The sequence below is a fragment of the Microbacterium sp. 2RAF4 genome (assembly GCF_052115285.1).
Lineage (GTDB): Bacteria > Actinomycetota > Actinomycetes > Actinomycetales > Microbacteriaceae > Microbacterium > Microbacterium oxydans.
This window is the reverse complement of record NZ_JBFRGI010000002.1, coordinates 1-19,777: the sequence shown is the minus strand read 5'-3', so window position 1 is coordinate 19,777 and position 19,777 is coordinate 1. Positions and strand designations below refer to the sequence as shown.

At 67.4% G+C, this 19,777-nt stretch carries 18 protein-coding genes; 14 read left to right on the top strand and 4 right to left on the bottom strand.

What is annotated here, in order from left to right; all coding sequences use genetic code 11:
- The first annotated feature begins 21 nt into the window (after nucleotides 1-21).
- The 3 genes from AB4070_RS04340 to AB4070_RS04330 all read left to right on the top strand — a co-directional run bounded on the left by AB4070_RS04340 (nucleotide 22) and on the right by AB4070_RS04330 (nucleotide 4,392).
- Nucleotides 22-651 carry a hypothetical protein gene (locus AB4070_RS04340; RefSeq protein ID WP_441979047.1) on the top strand — a complete coding sequence of 210 codons (630 nt, stop codon included), beginning with the start codon at nucleotides 22-24 and terminating at the stop codon, nucleotides 649-651.
- Nucleotides 652-721: 70 nt separating this feature from the next.
- The gene (locus AB4070_RS04335) at nucleotides 722-1,792 is read left to right on the top strand and encodes a DUF998 domain-containing protein (RefSeq protein ID WP_441979046.1); all 1,071 of its coding nucleotides are present in this window, start codon (nucleotides 722-724) and stop codon (nucleotides 1,790-1,792) included.
- A 56-nt stretch (nucleotides 1,793-1,848) separates the two neighbouring features.
- Nucleotides 1,849-4,392 (top strand): LuxR C-terminal-related transcriptional regulator, encoded by a 2,544-nt coding sequence (locus AB4070_RS04330; protein WP_441979045.1) that lies wholly within the window; start codon nucleotides 1,849-1,851, stop codon nucleotides 4,390-4,392.
- A 24-nt stretch (nucleotides 4,393-4,416) separates the two neighbouring features.
- Here the strand turns inward: AB4070_RS04330 and AB4070_RS04325 are convergent, their stop codons facing one another.
- On the bottom strand, nucleotides 4,417-4,863 hold the full coding sequence (locus AB4070_RS04325) for a DUF6325 family protein (protein ID WP_058631318.1): 447 nt from the start codon (nucleotides 4,861-4,863) through the stop codon (nucleotides 4,417-4,419).
- 4 nt (nucleotides 4,864-4,867) lie between these two features.
- Entirely contained in the window at nucleotides 4,868-5,254 is a 387-nt protein-coding gene (locus tag AB4070_RS04320; protein WP_046746410.1) for an SHOCT domain-containing protein, read from the bottom strand.
- A gap of 165 nt (nucleotides 5,255-5,419) precedes the next feature.
- On the opposite strand from AB4070_RS04320, the gene AB4070_RS04315 reads away from it, so the two are divergent.
- The 5 genes from AB4070_RS04315 (at nucleotide 5,420) to AB4070_RS04295 (ending at nucleotide 11,237) form a co-directional block, all read left to right on the top strand.
- A complete protein-coding gene (locus tag AB4070_RS04315; RefSeq protein ID WP_441979044.1) occupies nucleotides 5,420-6,568 on the top strand; it encodes an AI-2E family transporter in 1,149 nt (382 codons plus the stop codon).
- Nucleotides 6,569-6,650: 82 nt separating this feature from the next.
- Nucleotides 6,651-7,085, top strand: a complete 435-nt coding sequence (locus AB4070_RS04310) for a DUF6325 family protein (protein ID WP_441979043.1) — start codon at nucleotides 6,651-6,653, stop codon at nucleotides 7,083-7,085.
- Between the two features lies 1 nt (nucleotide 7,086).
- Nucleotides 7,087-7,428 carry an SHOCT domain-containing protein gene (locus AB4070_RS04305; protein ID WP_378874724.1) on the top strand — a complete coding sequence of 114 codons (342 nt, stop codon included), beginning with the start codon at nucleotides 7,087-7,089 and terminating at the stop codon, nucleotides 7,426-7,428.
- Between the two features lie 47 nt (nucleotides 7,429-7,475).
- Entirely contained in the window at nucleotides 7,476-8,888 is a 1,413-nt protein-coding gene (locus AB4070_RS04300) for a hypothetical protein (RefSeq protein WP_441979042.1), read from the top strand.
- Between the two features lie 15 nt (nucleotides 8,889-8,903).
- Nucleotides 8,904-11,237 (top strand): arylsulfatase, encoded by a 2,334-nt coding sequence (locus AB4070_RS04295; RefSeq protein WP_441979041.1) that lies wholly within the window; start codon nucleotides 8,904-8,906, stop codon nucleotides 11,235-11,237.
- Here AB4070_RS04295 and AB4070_RS04290 read toward each other — a convergent pair whose 3' ends face one another.
- Nucleotides 11,238-12,173, bottom strand: a complete 936-nt coding sequence (locus AB4070_RS04290) for an HAD family hydrolase (RefSeq protein ID WP_441979040.1) — start codon at nucleotides 12,171-12,173, stop codon at nucleotides 11,238-11,240.
- Between the two features lie 207 nt (nucleotides 12,174-12,380).
- Here AB4070_RS04290 and AB4070_RS04285 point away from each other — a divergent pair, with 207 nt between their 5' ends.
- The 5 genes from AB4070_RS04285 to AB4070_RS04265 all read left to right on the top strand — a co-directional run bounded on the left by AB4070_RS04285 (nucleotide 12,381) and on the right by AB4070_RS04265 (nucleotide 18,480).
- Nucleotides 12,381-12,590 carry a heavy-metal-associated domain-containing protein gene (locus AB4070_RS04285; RefSeq protein WP_378874728.1) on the top strand — a complete coding sequence of 70 codons (210 nt, stop codon included), beginning with the start codon at nucleotides 12,381-12,383 and terminating at the stop codon, nucleotides 12,588-12,590.
- A complete protein-coding gene (locus AB4070_RS04280) occupies nucleotides 12,590-13,552 on the top strand; it encodes a heavy-metal-associated domain-containing protein (protein WP_441979039.1) in 963 nt (320 codons plus the stop codon). The genes AB4070_RS04285 and AB4070_RS04280 overlap by 1 nt, the downstream gene beginning before the upstream one ends.
- 63 nt (nucleotides 13,553-13,615) lie before the next feature.
- Entirely contained in the window at nucleotides 13,616-15,943 is a 2,328-nt protein-coding gene (locus tag AB4070_RS04275) for a heavy metal translocating P-type ATPase (protein ID WP_441979038.1), read from the top strand.
- A gap of 19 nt (nucleotides 15,944-15,962) precedes the next feature.
- On the top strand, nucleotides 15,963-16,223 hold the full coding sequence (locus tag AB4070_RS04270) for a YHS domain-containing protein (protein ID WP_441979037.1): 261 nt from the start codon (nucleotides 15,963-15,965) through the stop codon (nucleotides 16,221-16,223).
- Between the two features lie 70 nt (nucleotides 16,224-16,293).
- Nucleotides 16,294-18,480: a heavy metal translocating P-type ATPase gene (locus AB4070_RS04265; RefSeq protein WP_441979036.1), complete on the top strand. Its 2,187-nt coding sequence runs from the start codon at nucleotides 16,294-16,296 to the stop codon at nucleotides 18,478-18,480.
- A gap of 84 nt (nucleotides 18,481-18,564) precedes the next feature.
- On the opposite strand, the gene AB4070_RS04260 is transcribed toward AB4070_RS04265, so the two are convergent.
- Entirely contained in the window at nucleotides 18,565-19,059 is a 495-nt protein-coding gene (locus AB4070_RS04260; RefSeq protein ID WP_441979035.1) for a DUF1269 domain-containing protein, read from the bottom strand.
- 272 nt (nucleotides 19,060-19,331) lie between these two features.
- Between AB4070_RS04260 and AB4070_RS04255 the strand changes: the two genes are divergently transcribed.
- The coding region (locus AB4070_RS04255; RefSeq protein WP_441979034.1) for a pyridoxal-dependent decarboxylase at nucleotides 19,332-19,777 on the top strand (446 nt) is incomplete at its 3' end.

Below are 19,777 nucleotides of genomic sequence, written 5' to 3'. Positions count from 1 at the left end.
TCCGACGGCCACTATGGCCGGATGGACGACCGGCCTGCTTCCGCGCGCACCCGCAGATACGGCGTGATCGAGATCAGTACCGTGCTGCTCCTCTCGCTCACCGCTGTGCTGACCGCCTGGTGCGGCTTCGAGGCCTCGAAGTGGGGCGGTGAGATGTCGATCGCGTTCAGCCAAGCATCCAGTGCGAGGGTTCAGGCGGCCTCGGCTCAGGCCACGGCACAGGCGGCTCGACAGTACGACCTGACGATCTACACCCAATGGGTCCTCGCCGAGGACGACGGCCGTGACGAGCTCAGGGCCTTCATCGAGGACCGGTTCACGGAGGAGTTCGCTGTCGCCTTCGAGGCCTGGAACGCCGAGGGGCGCGTCGCGGCCGGGCCGTTCGCCATGGAGGAGTACGTGGCCCCTGGCGAGAAGGAGGCGGAGAAGCTGAATACCCGCGCCGATGCGAAGTTCGACGAAGCCCTGCGCAACAATCAGCGGGGTGACGACTACTCCCTGCTGACCGTGCTGTTCGCTCTCGTCCTGTTCTTCGCAGCCCTCTCGCAGAACCAGCGAGCGCCGTGGAGACGCACGGTCTTTCTGACCCTGAGCGGGGTGCTCGTCATCGCCGGCGTGATCGTGCTGGCCACGTACCCGATCAAGATCTGACGCCAGCGGTATCGCCTGCGGGAGATGAAGGAGGGTCGCTGACGGGCGAGTGCGCTCGGAGACTGTGATCATGTCGTCGACGCCCCCATCACCGGACCTCCTCACGGCAGCACGATCGCGGGGATCGACGCGGGAGCGATCTCGAGAGGCCATCGGTCTCCAGATCTCGATCTTCGCCTTCATCGTGACGGCGCTGGTCGCCCTCGTGGTGTTCCGGCTGCAGGAGGCGCCCATCTCCGGTCCCGGATCGCTGGGGCAGTTCGCGGCGCTGGCATCAGCCGTCACCGCGATCGTCGTCTTCGTGGTGGGGCGGATCATCGCCGCCGACCCCGCCGCACGGCGGAAGCGTCTCGGCGCGCTCGATATCGTCGACATCGCGGCGTTCGCGTTCGCGCACGCCGTGATCGCGCTGCTCGGATGGACGCTCGGCGCCGTCGTCGTCGAATCCGCCTTCATCGGAGCAGTCGTCTTCCCGTTGCCCGTGCTGATGCTCTCCGGGGCGGCGTCGGGACTCACCGCCTACGTGACGTACTACTCCGCGACGCATCTCGACCTCCAGCTGCTGGCCACGATCCTGGCGGTGTTCCTGGTGCTGGGCATCCTGTCGAGCATGTTGACGGCGAGTGATCCGCAATGGTGGAAGGAGAACCTCAGCGCGCTCGGCATGACGGACGATCTGTCGGCGCGCGCGTTCAACCTGACGCTGATCGTCGCCGGGGTACTCGTCACGACGCTGGCGAGGTACGCCACCAAGGGCATCCCCACGACGCACCCCCGTGGGGTCATCGTGGTGCGCACCTGCCTCATCGTCGTCGGCATCTTCCTCGGTCTGGTCGGCGTCTTCCCGGTGGACGAACACTTCGCGCTCCACACCGGGGTGGCGTCGGGGATGGTCGTGGCCTTCGCCGTCGTCGTCATCGGTCTTCGGCGGTGGGTCCCGGATGTCTCGCGCACCTTCCTGCTGCTGGGGTACGCGTTCATCCTTCTGATCGTGATGCTGTCGGTGTTCTTCGCCACCGGCTACTACACCCTCACCGCCGTCGAACTGGTGGCAGGCACCGTCGTCTTCAGCTGGATCATCCTCTTCATCCGCACGGCGGATGCGCTCAGACGCGATGCCGCAGAGGTGCCGTCGCAGTGAAGATCACCCGGGGGATGACCTTGATGGTGCTTTCGTCGCGCGACTAGCTTGGTGCCATGCCGCACCCCGTACGCTCGACGAGGCAGGGACCCACTGTGCGATTCCGGCCGCCGGCGCCGCAGCCGGGCGCCATCCGTCGCGAGCGGGTGAGTGCGGCGCTCACGGAGGCCGCGGGCGGTGCCTTGACGGTGGTCAGCGCGCCGAGCGGATTCGGGAAGACGACTGCGGTGACGGATTGGGCTTCGAGCCTCGAACACGTCGGGTGGCTGGGACTGAGCACGTTCGATTCCGATCCGTCGCGGTTGACTCAGGGCGTGGTCAATGCGTTGCTCGTCGGTACCGCACGCTCGGGGCACCGCATCGATCTCGACCGCGACATGGATGACCCGTATCAGGCGTATCAGGAGATCTGCCGGGCTCTGGAAGGTCTGCCTGGCCGAGTTCACCTGATCGTGGACGATGCGCACCGGGCAGGGGAGACCTGGCGTACGGGAATCCTGGGAATGCTCGCCGAGCAGGCGCCGGACAACCTCAGCGTGGTGTTGGTCGGCACGACGTTGCTCGAGGTCACCCTGTCCCGGCATCGGCTGATGCACCCCGAGTGCTTCATCGGGGCCGACGTGCTCAGCTTCAGCGGCGCGGAAGTGCAAGAGCTGCTCGACCGGGAGGGTCGTGGCCTCACTGCCGAGACCGTCTTCCGCGAGACTCAGGGCTGGCCCATCGCGGTGCGGCTGATGATGATCGGCGGTGCGGAGCCGGACGCTCGCGCACGGAGCGCCTCGAGCTTTCTCGGAAGCTACGTGAGGGAGCACGTGCTCGGTGCTCTGCCGCCCGGTGTCGCCGACTTCGTCCTGGAGGCAAGCGTCTGCAGCGAACTGACCCCCGAGCTCGCATCCGCGGTGACCTGTCGCATCGATGCGCTCGAAATGCTCGAGACCTGCGTGCGGCTCGGCCTCTTCCTCGACCGGTTCGAGGGACCCCACGGCATCGTCTATCGCTGGCACGCGTCCTTCGCGCGACGGTGCGCCGAGATCCTGGCCATGGACCGAGCGCGCGCCGATGCGTGCCACCGTCGTGCGGCCGTCGCTCTGGAAGGCACGGATCCGACCGCCTCGATCGCGCACTCGCTGCTCGCGGGGGCCTTCGATGAGGCGAGGGAGACCCTGCTTCGCCACTGGCTCGGGCTCGTCGTCGGCTCCGGGGCGGACGAGGTCGAACGTACGACCATGGAGATGCTGCGACGTGCTCCCGACGATGCTCAGGTGCTCTTGGTGCGTGCGTGCGCGAGTGACGTTCTCGGTGACCATCGCGTGGCCAGGGAGCTGTTCCGTCGAGCTGAGTCCGCGTTGGCGGTGGGAGGTGCGGAGAACGAGCCCGCGGTGTTGCAGATCGCGCGTCTGTTCATCGCAGACGCGCGTGCAGAGGTGGCGGAGGCGAGCGCGAAGGTGCGGCAGATGCTGCTCGAAACGGATTCGACGGATCTCGGCGACCGCGCCGCGCTCAACTATCTGCTCGGGTGGACGGAGATCCGTCATCGCGGGAACCCGATGGTCCCGTTGGAGTACTTCTCCGCGGCGGCACGGGAAGCGCAGAGCTCGGGGGACCGGGAACTGGCGAAGCGTTCGCTCGGGCACCTCGCGTTCGGGCAGACCTGGGCCGGTCGCTTCGTCGATGCCCAGCAGACCCTCCGTGCAGTCGAGTTCGTCGAAGACGTCGGCCTTCCGTGGAGCACCTACGCGGGAGGAAGCGCAGCCGCTGCGGCCGGGTACGTCTCGTACTGGGCGGGCGAGCTCGATGATGCGATCCACGAGTTCAGCACCGTGGTCGACAACGGCAGCTCGGACCGCTCCTTCACGAGCGTGGCGCGCATGATGATCGCCTACGCGGCGGCCGAGAGCGGCGATGTCGCGGCCTGTCGCCGTGCGGCCATCGGTATCCAGGACATCCCGCTGGACGTGGTGCACGGCATCTCCTGGCCGGCCTTTCGCGAGTCGTCGGTCGCGTTGCTCGAAGAAGCCGTCGGACGGCAGGACCGCGCCATGCGGATCGCGAGGAGGTACATCCACTGCCCGGATCTGCCGGTCGTGAACGTCGCCCTCTCCGGTGTGCTCCGACGAGCGGGGGACTACGTCGCCGCGCTGGAGATGCTGAGGTCCCTCCGTGCCTTCGGGGAGGTCTCGTACGTGAAGTCGGCGACACTGCTCACCGCAGCTCTGCTCCGGCGTCATACCGGGCACCACGATGAAGCTCAGGAGCTGTGCGAGGCTGCTGTCGCGGTCGCCGCGGGGGAGAACATCCGCATCTCCTTCGGCCCGCGGGAGACAGCGGTGCGCAAACTGCTCGCGGAGCACGTGCATTTCGGCACGCAGTTCGAGGACTTCATCGGCAGAGCCCTTGCGAGGGACACCGCCGGGTCGCTGGTGGATGCGCTCTCCGACCGGGAGCGGGACGTGTTCCGACAGCTGCAGACCGCGCGCACGCTGCAGGAGATCGCTCGCGAACTCGCCGTGTCGATCAATACGGTCAAGACGCACCAGCGCTCGATCTATCGCAAGCTCGGAGTATCGTCGCGTCGAGAGGCCGTTCGCACGACCGTCTGATCCGCCGCCCTGAGGGCTCCGAGGTCACTGATTCTGTAGGGCTGACGCGAGAACGGCATTCGCGACGGATGCGGGAATCGGCTGCTTCGCGAGTACCGGATCAGTCCGGCAGTCGACATCGCGGGCGAAGCTCTCCACCCAGATGGGCTCCACGAGGATCAGCGCAGCGAGGGAATCCATCGGGATCTCGGACGCGAAGTACCCGACGTCGTCCTCGCAGATGAGTCCTGGGGTTCCGAGTGCGAGACCCGCGAGCGAGAAGTCATCGCGGTCGACCTCGGTGAGGCGATAGTGCTCGTGATCGAGCCTGCGCACCACGAGGAAGTCGAGCAGACGGATCGTGCCGCTCTCCACCTGGCGCAGGAGCGCCCCAAGGATGGTGGAGCCGAGGCGGTCGTCGTCCAGGCGCACCACGACGAACTCCACGTCGCCGAGCGCCTGGAGGCCTGTCACATCGACCGCCTCAGCCATGGCGTCAGCTCAGCGCGCGGGCCTTGATGGCCGCGAACTCGTCGGGCGTGATCGTCCCGGCGGCGAGCAGCTTGGACGCCTTGTCGATCTCGTCACTGGGACTGGAGCCGGCGACACTGCGGATGTACGAATCCGCCGCGTGCTGCTGTTCGCGGTACGCCGACGCGCTCCGTTCGCCCATGCCCCTGCCGCGCGCGATCAGGTAGATGAGCGCCGTGAGGAACGGGACGAAGATCAGGAAGATGATCCAGAGGGCCTTCCACCAGCCGTTGAGGGTGTGATCCCGGAACAGGTCGGCGACGATGTTGAAGAGCACCATCAGGTAGGAGACGAACACGAAGACCCAGAAGAACCACCAGATGATGTCCCAGAAGCTTTCCCAAATGGACACGTCGCACCTCTTTCGTTGAGTTGTTGCTTACGGCGATGGTGACAGGGGGAGTCACAGTGCGGGGAGGCCGCTCACCCGGCGCGGGCGACCCCGCGCCGAACGCCGTCATCAGGAACGGGTGAGCGTTCTGACCGGGGGGTCTCCGGGGCACGTAACGTGCGGTCTGTGAACGACGAACCGTCCGCTCAGCCCTCGGAGCGAGGCCGCAGACCCCGAAGCTCGCGGCTCCAGCGTGTCCTGCCGGCCAAGCCGTTGCTCTCCGGGTTCTCGGTCGCGATCGGTGTGCTCCTCGCGATCGCCCTCGCGGCCACGATCGCCGGCATATCGACAGTGCTCATCTCGGTCTTCCTCGGGATCTTCCTCGCCCTGGGACTCGATCCGGCGGTCAGAGCCTTCGAACGGCGTGGAATGAGCAGGGCGATGGGCGTCACGATCGTGGCGGTGGTGTTCCTGGCCGTCGTCGCGGTGATCCTCCTGGTCCTGATACCCGCGACCGTCCGACAGGTCGCTGCAGCTGTGGATGCCGCGCCGGAGACCATCGCCGCCGTGCAGCAGAGCGACTGGTACCGGACGCTCGAGGCGAACCTCGGTGTCGATCTCTCCGTCGTCATCGCCGAGGGAATCCGCTCCCTGACGACTCTCTCGTCGTTCCTGGCCATCTCCGGCGGGGTGCTGAAGGCGGGCTTCGGGGTCATCGGAGCCATCTCGAGCTTCGTCATCGTCGTGGTGCTCACCCTGTACTTCCTGTCCTCGCTGCAGAGCATCAAGGCGTCGATCGCGAGTCTCATCCCGTTGTACCGGCGGAGCAGGTTCGTCGCACTGCTCGACGAGATCACGCAGTCGGTCGGTGGCGTCGTGGCCGGCGGAGTGACGCTCTCCGCCATCAACGCGGCGGTGGTCCTGCTGATCCAGCTCGCCGTCGGCTCGTCGATTCCCGCCGTCATGGCGATCGTCGCGTTCTTCGTGACGCTCGTGCCCATGATCGGCTCATTGGTGTTCCTGGTCATCGGTGGCATCGCGACGCTCCTCGTGAGCCCCACAGCCGCGCTGATCTTCGTGATCGCGTACCTCGTGTACATCCAGGTCGAGGCGTACGTGGTCACACCGCGGATCATGGGCAGGGCCGCCGCCGTCCCCGGTGTGCTCGTCATCATCGGCGCGATGATCGGTGCGACGCTGCTCGGTCTGCTCGGCGCGCTGGTCGCGATCCCCTTGACCGCGTCGATCCTGATCGTCGTGCGACAGGTGTGGATCCCGCGTCAGAATCGCCGGACCCAGCCACCCGACGATGACGAGCTCATCCTCGAGGGGTGAGTGCCAGGCTGTGGCCGGCGAGGACGATGCGACGATGGGTCGCAGTCGCGGTCGGTGTGCGCCGTGAGAAGGGACCATCGTTATGAATGACTTCCGCTTCGGGCCGGCCGAGTTCTACCTCGTCGGTTTCGAGGGGACGCGTCCGGATCCGGCGACGTTCCGTGCATTGACAGACCTCGTCGAGAGCGGGGTCGTGCGGCTGCTCGACTTCGTCGTACTCGCGAAGTCGGAGACGGGGAAAGTCGAGATCGTCGAGCTCGAGGATGACGACGGCTCCCTCGGTCTGGATGATTTCGAGCCGATCGCCGCGGGGTTGGCAGGTGAGGAGGACGTCGAGTCGCTGGCCGCGCCGCTCGCGCCAGGTCAGTCGGCCGCGCTCGTCGTGCTGGAGCTCACCTTCGCCCGCGCGCTGGCTCAGAATCTCGCTGCCGCCGGCGGGCAGGTGTTGCGCACGGAGCGGGTACCGGCCCCCGTCGTGAACGCCATGATGGACATCCTCGATCAGGAAGGTGAATGACATGCCCTTGAGAAGATTCGGCCGCCCAGGGCTCATCGGTCTCGCTGCCAGGACAGCGGTCGTCGCAGGCACCGCGTCCGCGGTCGGGGGCGCGATGTCACGTCATCAACAGGAACGCGCACAGGGGCAGTACGAGCAGGAGCAGTACGAGGCCGCGCAACAGCAGGCCCAGGTGGACGCTGCCGCTCAGAACGCCGCTGCGCAGTATTCCTCGCCGCCGCCGGCAGCCCCCGCAGCCGGGAACGACCTGATCGCGAAGCTGCAGCAGCTCGCATCCCTGAAGGACTCCGGTGTGCTCTCCGAAGCCGAGTTCGCCGCGGCGAAGCAGAAGCTCCTGAGCTGACGAGGAGATCGCCCACCGCCGGAACCACAGCAGAGACGAGAGCGCGAATGAGCGAACTGGACGATCTACGGGCACGAGTCGCCCTGCTGGAGCAGGAGAACGCCGAGCTCGCGAAGCCACGGCACCGGCCGGTGGCCAGGAGCATCGTCGCGGGAATCGTCCTCGCGGTGGCGGTGCTGATGGCGCCGATCGCCGCCATGGGGACGTGGGCACGCCTGCAGCTCGTCGACGCCGATCGCTTCGTCGCGACGTTCGCCCCTCTCGCAGCAGACCCCGACGTACAGGACTTCGTCGCCGATCAGGTGAGCTCCGCCATCCAGGAGCAGGTGGACTTCGACGCCGTCGTCGGCGAGGTGTTCGACGGGCTCCGTGAGCTCGATCTGCCAACACGAGCCTCGTCGGCGCTCTCCCTGTTGGAAGCGCCGGCGGCCAGCGGTCTGACCTCCCTCGTCGACGGCGTCATCCATGACGTCGTCGCCTCCGATCAGTTCGCCGACATCTGGGCGCAGTCGCTCCGTTTCACTCATGAGCGCGCCGTTGCGATCATGCAGAACAGCCCAGGCACCGCGCTGCAACTCGCCGATGACGGGGTGCTCTCGATAGATCTCGGCCTCGTCGTCGACCGGGTCAAGGACGCCTTGAAAGAACGCGGCGTCGGATTCGCCGACCTCATCCCCGCGATCGACAGATCGATTCCGATCGCTCAGGCCGACGCGCTGGTTCTGGTGCGCACCCTGTACCAGGTCGCCGTCGCCGCCGGCTTCTGGTTGCCATGGGTCGTTCTCGGTCTCGTGATCATCGGCATCGCGGTGGCGCGCAACCGACTGCGGGCATTGTTCTGGACCAGCGCGGCGTTCGCTGCCGTGTTCCTCCTCCTCGCAGGAGGGATGGGTATCGGGCGCACGTTCTTCGTCGGCGCCGTCAGCCCGTCCATCATGACCGCCGCGGCCGCGCAGTCGCTGTTCGACCAGGTGACGTCGCTGTTGAGCCCGACGATCGCAGCGCTGGCGATGGTCGGTGTGCTGATCGCGGTCTGGGCATGGGGCGCAGGCACGAGTCGTGTAGCCATGGCACTCCGGAGCGCACTCGACAGCGGGTTCTCCGCGACGCGCGCCACGTGGGAGCGTCGCGGATTGTCGACCGGTCGGCTCGGCCTCATGATCGAGCGGTTCCATGGGCCGCTCCTGCTCGTGGGGATGGCTATCGCCGTGCTCGTCCTCGTCGTCACCAGACCGGTGACGTTCGGGACCGTGTTCGGTGCGACCGTCGGGCTCGTCGTCTTCGTGATCGTGATCGAGCTGCTTCGACGTCCGGAGCTTCCCTCCGCCGCGGTAGCGTCCGATGCCGACGGGACGAGCGCGGGCCGGAGCGACACAGACACAGACACAGACACAGACACAGACACAGACACAGACGTGGAGGGTGGCGCCGCTATGACGTCACCGGCCTCGCATTCATGATCGAAGGAGCAGAGGATGTCGGAATTCAACGCGGACTTCGCCGGTGAGATCGAACTGGACGTGCGGGACGCGGTCCCGGACTGGTCGCCGTACGAGCTGCGGAAGGCTCCCGATGGTGCACCGAACGTCCTCGTCGTGCTCTACGACGACACCGGACTCGCCTCCTGGTCGCCGTACGGTGGCCGCATCAGCATGCCGACGATGGACCGCCTGGCAAGAGACGGACTCACGTACACGCAGTGGCACACCACGGCGCTGTGCTCGCCGACCCGATCGACCATGCTCACCGGGCGCAACCACCACGTGAACCGCGCCGGGGTCATCATGGAGGGCACCAACGGCTTCCCCGGGTTCGCGGGACGCCTGCCGGGGGAGTGCGCGACGATCGGCCAGATCCTGCAGCAGAACGGTTACTCGACCTTCTGGGTGGGCAAGGACCACAACGTCCCGGAAGAGGACAACGCCCCCGGCGGGGACCGCTCGATGTGGCCCCTGCAGCTCGGCTTCGACCGGTTCTACGGATTCCTTGGCGGAGAGACCAACAACTGGTACCCGGACCTGGTCGAGGACAACCACTTCATCGAGGCGCCCGCCACGCCGGAACAGGGTTACCACCTGTCGAAGGACCTCGCCGACCAGGCCCTGAAGATGATCCGCAACCAGCAGGCTTCGAACCCTTCCAAGCCCTGGTATCTCTGGTTCTGTCCCGGCGCGAACCACGCACCGCACCATGCGCCGGAGGAGTACATCGCCAAGTACAAGGGGCGGTTCGACGACGGCTACGACGCCTACCGGGAGTGGGTGCTCGGTCGCATGATCGAGAAGGGGGTGTTGCCGGAGGGCACGGCGATGACCCCGCTCAACCCGCTTCCCGACGAGGTGGCGAACCCCGCGGATCGCGTGCGCCCCTGGGGTGAGCTCAACGACGACGAGAAGAGGCTGTTCGCCCGCTTCGCGGAGGTGTTCGCCGGGTTCTCCGAGTACACCGATGCACAGGTGGGTCGCATCATCGACTACCTGGAGGAGACGGATCAGCTCGACAACACGCTGGTCTTCTACTGTGCCGACAACGGAGCTTCGGGGGAGGGATCTCCGGACGGCTCGGTCAATGAGAACAAGTTCTTCAACGGGTACCCCGACGACCTCTCGGAGAACCTCGCGATGATCGACCGCCTCGGATCCCCAGACACCTACAACCACTATCCGACCGGGTGGGCCGCCGCGTTCTCGACGCCGTTCCAGATGTTCAAACGCTACTCGCAGTATGCAGGGGGAACGTGCGACCCGATGGTCATCCACTGGCCGAAGGGGATCAGTGCGAAGGGGGAGCTGCGTCATCAGTACCACCATTCCGTCGATGTCGTCGCCACCGTGCTCGACGTGATCGGGATCGAGATGCCGGAGACGTTCCGAGGTGTGCAGCAGCATCCGCTCGACGGAGTGTCGATGAAGTACAGCTTCGACGCCGATCCGGACGGGCCCACGCAGAAGCAGACGCAGTACTACTCCATGCTCGGCACCCGCGGCATCTGGAAGGACGGCTGGAAGGCGGCCGCCGTCCACGCGCCGCTCAGCGGCAAGGGGCACTTCGACGATGACGTGTGGGAGCTGTATCACGTCGATTCGGACCGTTCGGAGTCGGAGGATCTCGCGGCCGAGCATCCCGAGAAGCTGCAGGAACTCATCGCCGCGTGGTTCGACGAGGCGAAGGCGAACTTCGCGCTTCCCTTGGACGACCGCTCTGCGCGCGAGCTGCTCAACGTCGAGCGCCCGCAGGCGGAACCGGCTCGAGAACGCTACGTGTACTACCCGGGGACCGATGCGGTGCCGGAGAGCGTCGCGGTCAACCTGCGCGGACGGTCGTACAAGATCGTCGCCGACGTCGTGCTGGAAGAGGCCGCGGAAGGAGTGATCTTCGCGCACGGATCGAGATTCGGTGGTCACACCCTGTTCATCAAGGACAACCGTCTCTCGTACGTCTACAACTTCCTCGGCATCCCCCCGGAGCAGACGTTCACCTCCGCGGAGCTCACGCCGGGACCGCACACGCTGGGTGTGGACTTCACCCGCGAGAGCGCCGGTGAGCACGGTGAATCGGTGGGAACAGCCACGCTCTACGTGGACGATGAGGCGGTCGCCTCCGGGCCGATGCGCGCGCAGGTCGGCAAGTTCACCCTGTGCGGGGACGGGCTCTGCGTGGGATGGGACAGTGCGGATCCGGTGAGTCGGCAGTACCGCAATCCGTTCCCGTTCACGGGCGGCAGGGTGATGGGCGTCGGCGTCGACGTCAGTACCGAGCAGTACCGCGATCTCGAGCTCGAGGCTGCGGCCATGCTGTCCCGTGAGTGATCAGGAGGCCGCGGGGAACACCGTCGCCCAATCGTCTTTCACACTGACCACCGTGTAGCCCTTGTCCTCGGCGCTCGCGAGTGCGTTCTCTGCGCCGGCGTCATAGGGGGCGTCCCCGCGCGACGGGTCGTCGTGGTGGACCAGGATCGCGAATCCGGGGCGGGGCCCGCGTCGGGCGAAGTCCATCATCGCGGTGTCGCCGTTCGAGTTGCCGCCGACGAACAGCGGGCGCCGGCCGATGCGCGTCCAGATGCGGACGGGTTTCTCCGGCCCGTCGTCGAAGAAGGCGAGGGAGGAGGAGTACCGCACCGTCGCGTCCGCATCGTCCCATGTCAGGCCGAAAGCCGATCCGACCACCCGCTCAGGAGGGATACCGTAGTTCGCCTGCGTCATGGGACGCATGAAGTCGCGCTCGCCGCCCGAGACGATGTAGCAGGTGAAGCCATGGTGCTCCAGATATCGGAGCAGCTCGACCATGGGCTGATAGACCGTCTGGGAATAGGGGCGCTTCAATGTCGGGTGCTGAGCGGTGCGATAGAACTCGGCCACCGAACGCGCGTAGTCCTCGACGCTCATCCCGTCCGTGAGTCCGACGAGCGCCTGGATGATGATCGTCAGATCCGAGTCGTCGCCGCCGTAGTGCTTGTCGATCGCGGTGCCCAGCCAGCCGTAGTCGCCGCTCACAGCGGCGCGGTAGGGCTGGCGCTCGGCGAGCTCGGGTGTGCGCTCGGCGGCGGCTCGCCACTGCTCGACGACGTAGTGCAGTTGCGTGATCATGGGTTTCTCGGGCCACAGCGTCCCGTCGTTGTCGAACACGGCGATCCGCTCCTCGATGGGGACCGCGTCCGGACCCACGGTGACGGATGCGACGAAATCCTCGATGTCCGTGCGTGTCGGAGTATCGCGCCACGAAGGCAGGGAGGGGTGTCCGGTCATGTCTGATCCTCGCTTCTCGCCGAGTGTCGGCAGCGGGTCCAGGCTGTCATCCCGCAGCGGAACCGAGACGCTTCGATCACCTTCGACGGGCGATGCGCGCGCTCGCCGAGAGGAGCGCACCCGGTTGACGGGAATACCCCTGGAGGGTATAGAGTTGGCACGAAGGAGTACCCCACCCGGGTATATCAGATCGAGAGAGGATCCGTCATGAGCACGAGCGAGTACCAGGTGAGCGGGATGAGCTGCGGCCACTGCGAGGTCGCGATCCGGAGTGAGGTCGGTCAGGTTCCCGGAGTCGACTCGATCGACGTCAGCGCGCAGACCGGCAGGCTCGTCGTGACGAGCGCACACCCGCTCGACGATGCGGCGATCCTCGCAGCCGTCGACGAGGCCGGATACCAGGCGGTACCGGCCTGATGAACACCGCGGGCCGTCTCGGCCTCTACGGCGCGGGACTCGTGATGGTGTTCGGCATCGCATTCGCCGCGGCGGGCGCCATCGTCCCGGACAGTGCGGTCGCGTCCTGGATGGGGCGCGCGGGCGCCGGTCATGACGAACTCTCGCCGCAAGGTGCAGAGCAGAGCACTCAGAACGGGGAGGACGAGCGGATCGACGTGAGCGGAGTGACCATCGCGGCATCGGGCTACGTCATGGGCGCGGTCGAAGCGCCCGAGGACAGCGGAGTCGCGGGGGAGCTGTCCTTCGTGATCCGGGACGCCGCCGGCACTCCCGTCACCTCGTATGAGACCGCGCACGGCACGCAGTTGCACCTGATCGTGGTGCGCAGCGACGGCAGCGGATACCGTCATGTCCATCCCGAACTGGACGAACACACGGGCGCCTGGTCGCTGCCGTGGACCTGGGATGCGGCGGGAACCTACCGTGTCTATGCGGACTTCGCCGCGACGGGCGGGCCGTCGGTGACGCTTTCGCGGACGGTGGACGTCGCGGGCGCCTTCGAGCCGCGGCCCCCGGTCGGAACGGAGAGGCGCGTGAGCGTCGACGGCTTCGACGTGTCGATCACCGGCGACCTCGTCGCCGGTGCTGCGAGCGAGCTGACCGTCGAGGTCAGCCGAGGCGGCGTGCCCGTCACCACTCTCGAGCCCTACCTGGGCGCCTTCGGTCATCTCGTCGCGCTCCGGGAGGGAGACCTCGCCTACCTGCACGTCCACGCGCACGGCGATGAGCCGGCTCCCGGTGACGTCGCCGGCCCCGAGGTGGTCTTCACCGCCCAGACGCCCACCGCAGGACGATATCTGCTGTACCTCGATTTCCAGGTCGAGGGGACCGTCCACTCCGCACCGTTCGTGCTGGAGGCGGAAGCTCCGGCTGACGGCTCTTCGACGGACACGGGCGAAGACGAGCACGACGGGCACTGAAGCCGTTCACAGGAAGTCCGCTTCCGCCGTCGTGCGGGCAGCGCAAGGATCGAGGAGATCATCATGACGGACACGCAGTCCGCGGCCGTACCGACCAGCGTCGAGCTGGAGATCGGCGGCATGACCTGCGCATCGTGCGCGATGCGGATCGAGAAGAAGCTCAACCGGATCGACGGCGTCACCGCGACAGTGAACTACGCCACGGAGAAGGCCAAAGTGACAGCACCCGAAGGATTCGACCCGGCGCTGCTCATCGCGGAGGTGGAGAAGACCGGCTACACCGCCGTTCTCCCGATGCCCGAAGCGAAGGCGTCGGAGGGTGAGGTGGCCGACGCGTCGGACGCCGAGCTGACCAGCCTCAGGCACCGGCTCGTCGCCTCGATCATCCTGACCGTGCCCGTCATCGCGATGGCGATGATCCCGGCGCTGCAGTTCACCTACTGGCAGTGGCTCTCGCTCGCTCTGGCCGGTCCCGTCATCGTGTGGGCGGCGTGGCCGTTCCACAAGGCGGCGTGGACGAACCTCCGGCACGGCGCGGCGACCATGGACACCCTGATCTCGATGGGGACGATCGCCGCACTGCTGTGGTCGCTCTACGCGTTGTTCTTCGGGACGGCGGGGGAGGCCGGTATGACGCACCCGTTCGAGCTGACCGTGGCGCCCAGCGACGGTGCGGCGAACATCTATCTCGAGGTGGGCGCCGGGGTGACGATGTTCATCCTCGCCGGGCGCTACTTCGAGAAGAGGTCCAAACGCCAGGCCGGGGCGGCGCTGCGGGCGCTGCTCGAACTCGGCGCCAAAGACGTCGCCGTGATCCGCGACGGCATCGAGACGCGGATCCCCACCGCCGAACTGAAGCCGGGGGATGAGTTCGTCGCGCGCCCCGGAGAGAAGATCGCCACGGACGGCATCATCGTTTCGGGGACCTCAGCGGTGGACGCCTCGATGCTCACCGGTGAATCGGTGCCGGTCGAGGTGGGCGAGGGCGATGCCGTGACCGGTGCGACCGTCAACGCGGGCGGTCGTCTGATCATCCGTGCCACGCGCGTCGGGTCCGATACGCAACTGGCGCAGATGGCGAAGCTGGTCGAGGATGCGCAGACCGGGAAGGCCGAGGTTCAGCGGCTCGCCGACCGCGTGTCGGGGATCTTCGTGCCCATCGTCATAGCGATCGCCCTCGCCACGCTGGGGGCATGGCTCGGGGCCGGATTCCCCGCGTCGGCCGCTTTCACCGCTGCCGTCGCCGTCCTCATCATCGCGTGCCCGTGCGCGCTCGGGCTCGCCACTCCGACCGCGCTGCTGGTGGGAACGGGACGCGGCGCGCAGATGGGCATCCTGATCAAGGGTCCCGAGGTGCTCGAGTCGACCCGCAAGGTCGACACGGTGGTGCTCGACAAGACCGGGACCGTCACCAGCGGCAGGATGACACTCACCGCGGTGCACACCGTGGCGGGCGTCGAAAGGAGCGAGCTGCTCCGCCTTGCGGGTGCGGTGGAGGACGCCTCGGAGCACCCGATCGCGCAGGCGGTGGCGAAGGCCGCGACGCAGGAGGTCGGAGCGCTCCCCGCAGCGGAGGACTTCGTCAACGTCGAAGGCAAGGGCGTCCAGGGCGTCGTCGACGGACATGCCGTGCTGGTGGGGCGTGAGTCGCTCCTGGCGGAGTGGTCGCAGCACCTGCCCGCCGACCTCGCTTCGGTGAAGGCGGAGGCGGAGAGTCAGGGCAAGACCGCCATCGCTGTCGGCTGGGACGGGGAAGCCCGCGGCGTGCTCGTGGTGGCCGACGCCGTGAAGCCGACCAGCGCGCACGCCATCTCTCAGCTGAAGAGTCTGGGGCTGACGCCCATCCTCCTCACCGGTGACAACAGATCGGTGGCCGAGCAGATCGCGGCGGAGGTCGGGATCGCCGAGGTGATCGCGGAAGTGCTGCCGAAGGACAAGGTCGACGTGGTCACCCGGCTGCAGCGCGAGGGCAAGGTCGTGGCGATGGTCGGCGACGGCGTCAACGATGCGGCCGCCCTCGCCCAGGCAGACCTGGGGCTGGCCATGGGCACGGGCACCGATGTGGCGATCGAAGCGAGCGACATCACGCTCGTCCGCGGCGATCTGCGCAGCGCCGCGGACGCCATCCGCCTCTCGAGAAGAACGCTCGGCACGATCAAGGGCAACCTGTTCTGGGCCTTCGCCTACAACGTCGCGGCGATCCCGCTCGCGGCCCTCGGTCTGCTCAACCCCATGCTCGCCGGTGCGGCGATGGCGTTCTCCAGCGTCTTCGTCGTCGGCAACAGCCTCCGGCTGCGCTCCTTCCGGAGCCAGGCGGCGGATCCCTCCCCGGCACGGAGCGGTGCGGCGCAGGATCGCGCGACACCGGTCTCCACGGCCGGAACCCATTGATACCCCAGAGGAGAACGTCATGTCCGATTCCCCCGCAGCCTCCTGCTGCAATGTGAACAGCACAACCGCGGTGTCCGCCGATGGACGCAAGGACCTGTTGGCGCCCGCCGCCGGGGGCATGGCGGAGTGTCCGGTGATGGTCGGCAGTCCTGTCGTCATCGCAGACGCGGAGGCCGCCGGCCTGTTCCGTGACTACGAGGGCACGCGCTACTACTTCTGCTGCGCGGGGTGCGGACCGGCGTTCGATGCCGACCCGGCGAAGTACGTCGCCGCAGCCTGACCGTTTCACCCGTGCGGGGGCGCACACCCGCGGCCCCGCACGGCATCGATCTTCCGAGGAGGAGAGGGTGATGAGCACTCCGCACCACGACCACACCGCGCATGAGGCGCACGGTGCCGCCCAGAGCGAGCCGGACGGCCGTGAGCTGCCACAGGGCGCCGCCGCGCATGCGGGCCACGGCTCCCATGCGGGTCATGACTCCCATGCGGGTCATGACTCCCATGCGGGTCACGACTCCCATACGGGTCACGGCGGGCACGGGGGCCACGGCGGTCACGGCGATCACGTGGCCCAGTTCCGGCGACTGTTCTGGATCATGCTCGCCCTCGCCGTCCCCACCGTCGCGCTCTCCGGCATGTTCGCGATGATCCTCGGCTACCCCCTGCCCGACGTGCCGGGCCTGGCCTGGGTCTCGCCCGTGTTGGGAACCGTGATGTACGTGTGGGGAGGCAAGCCCTTCCTCACGGGTGCCGTCAGCGAGATCAGGTCGCGCAAGCCCGGCATGATGCTGCTCATCGGGCTGGCGATCACTGTCGCATTCCTCGCATCGTGGGGCGCGAGCCTCGGCATCCTGCACCACGAGCTCGACTTCTGGTGGGAGCTCGCGCTCCTCATCGTGATCATGCTGCTCGGGCACTGGATCGAGATGCGATCGCTCGCGCAGACCACGTCCGCTCTCGACTCGCTCGCGGCGCTCCTGCCGGACGAGGCGGAGCGTGTGGAGGAGGGTCAGGTCGTCGTGGTCTCACCCGCCGACCTCCGGGTCGGCGACATCGTGATCGTGCGGCCGGGCGGAAGCGTCCCGGCCGACGGGCGGATCGTCGACGGACGTGCGTCCATGGACGAATCGATGGTGACAGGGGAGTCCCGCACGGTCACACGCGGCAGCGGCGACCAGGTCACCGCCGGCACGGTCGCCACCGATTCCGGGCTGCGAGTGGAGATCACGGCGACCGGCGACGACACCACGCTGGCCGGCATCCAACGACTCGTGACCGAGGCGCAGAGCTCGTCCTCGCGCGCGCAGCGCCTTGCGGACACCGCAGCGGGATGGCTGTTCTGGTTCGCGCTCGGATCCGCGGCGATCACCGCGATCGTCTGGACGCTCGTCGGCTTCCCCGACGCCGCGGTGATCCGCACGATCACCGTGCTGGTCATCGCCTGCCCGCACGCTCTCGGCCTCGCGATCCCGCTCGTCGTGTCGATCGCGACCGAGCGGGCGGCCCGCGGTGGTGTCCTGGTCAAGGACAGGCTCGCGCTGGAGAGCATGCGCACCGTGGACACGGTCCTGTTCGACAAGACCGGGACACTCACCAAGGGCGAGCCCACCGTGTCGGAGGTCTCGTTCTCCGAGGGGCATGACGCCGACCGGGTGCTGGCGCTCGCCGCCGCAGCCGAGGCCGACAGCGAGCACCCTCTCGCGAAGGCGATCGTGCGCGCCGCGGCCGAAAAAAGACTGGCCGTGCCGGCGAGCCGCGACTTCACGTCGTCGCCGGCGGTCGGTGTGACGGCGACCGTCGACGGGACGACAGTGCGCGTCGGCGGTCCGCACCTGCTGACGGAGGAGCGGTCCGACGAGCTTCCTGTCGCCGAGCAGTGGCGCACGGATGGTGCGATCATCCTGCACGTGGTGCAGGACGGGCGGGTGATCGGTGCGCTGAAACTCGCCGACGAGATCCGCCCGGAGTCGCGGGAAGCCGTCGATGCGCTGCATGCGCTCGGGGTGCAGGTGGTGATGATCACCGGCGATGCGGAAGCCGTCGCGCACACGGTCGCGGCGGATCTGGGCATCGACCGTTTCTTCGCAGGTGTACGCCCCGAGGACAAGGCCGCGAAGGTGCAGGAACTGCAGCACGAAGGCCGCAAGGTCGCGATGGTCGGCGACGGCGTCAACGACGCACCCGCACTTGCACAGGCCGACGTGGGTCTGGCCATCGGTGCCGGGACGGATGTCGCGATCGCCTCGGCGGGAGTCATCCTCGCCAGCGACGATCCGCGTTCCGTGCTCTCGGTCATCGAGCTCTCGCGTGCGGCCTACCGCAAGATGAAGCAGAACCTGTGGTGGGCCGCAGGCTACAACCTGCTGTCCGTCCCGTTGGCTGCGGGTGTGCTCGCGCCCATCGGCTTCGTGCTGCCGATGTCGGTCGGGGCGATCCTGATGTCGCTGTCGACGATCGTCGTCGCGCTCAACGCCCAGCTGCTGCGGAGGCTCGATCTGCGGCCCGAGGTGACGACCCGCGCCATCCTCGATCACTGAGGGCAGGGCGGACACGAAGAAGGGCCCCGCTCCAGGAGTGGGGCCCTTCTTCCTCGAGGGTTCTGGTTTCCTCGAGGGTGCTCGTCAGCTCACGCCGCCGAGGTCGTGGATGAGCTCCTTCTCGTCCTCAGCCGAGAGGGAGGTCTGCACGACGGTGCCCTTGAACGGCGCGAGAGCGGCGGCGAACTTGTCCTCCGTGATCTTCGTCGCGTAGACGACGACGGCGGACTTCCCCTCGGAGACCGCGTTCTTCACCCGGTCGCGGAACTCGGCGTCGATACCGGTCTTGTCCAGCCCGGCGAACAGTGCGCCGAAGAGTCCACCGAACAGCAGCCCGGCGAACGGGACGAAGAAGAGCAGACCGATCAGCATGCCGAACAGCGCGCCTCCGGCGGCACCGACGCCGATGTTGCCCGCTGCACCCGGGTACTCGACCTTCGTCTTGCCCTTCTCATCGACCTTCACGAGCGCCAGGCCCGCGAGCTCGACGACCAGATCGTTCTGCAGCGACAGGATCTCGTCGTAGGCACCTTCCGCCTGCGGCTCGCTGTCGAACGAGATGACGATGAGTTCAGCCATGGATGCTTCCCTTCTTCGGGCTGAGTCGACCGCCCTCAGCCGATGATCTCGGGGGTCCACTCCGCGGCGGAGCCCCGCTCCGCACATGCTAGGCACGTCACTTCCGCGTTCGTCCGGCTCCGCCCCGAATTCACCCGGGGGAGCTTCGGTCTGGCCGAAAGTGGGGTGGTGCGGCATCGTCGCTCTTGGGATAGTGGTCGGCACACGGCCAGCGATGAGGATCGAGCGTGTCGCCGGCGGTGCGCCGACAGCGATGCGAAAGGCCAACAGACATGAGCACTCCCTCCAGCGCCGACCAGCCGATCTTCACGAGGCCGGGGGAGGCGACGCTCATCTCGCGCCACGTCATCCCGCCAGGGGAGTCGCTTCCCGATACGGCGAAGCAGATCGTGGAGGACGAGACGATCCTCGACGGGAACGCGCGCTTGAACCTCGCCACGTTCGTGAGTACCTGGATGGACGACGACGCGAAGCAGGTCTATGCGGCGTCTTTCGACAAGAACATGATCGACAAGGATGAGTATCCGCAGACGGCGGCGATCGAGGACAACTGCTGGCACATGCTGGCCAATCTCTGGAACGCGCCTGATGCGGAGAAGAGCATCGGCACCTCGACGATCGGGTCGTCGGAGGCGTGCATGCTGGGCGGTCTCGCGTTCAAGCGGCGCTGGCAGCAGGCTCGGCGCGCGGCGGGCAAGGACACCTCGAGTCCGAACAT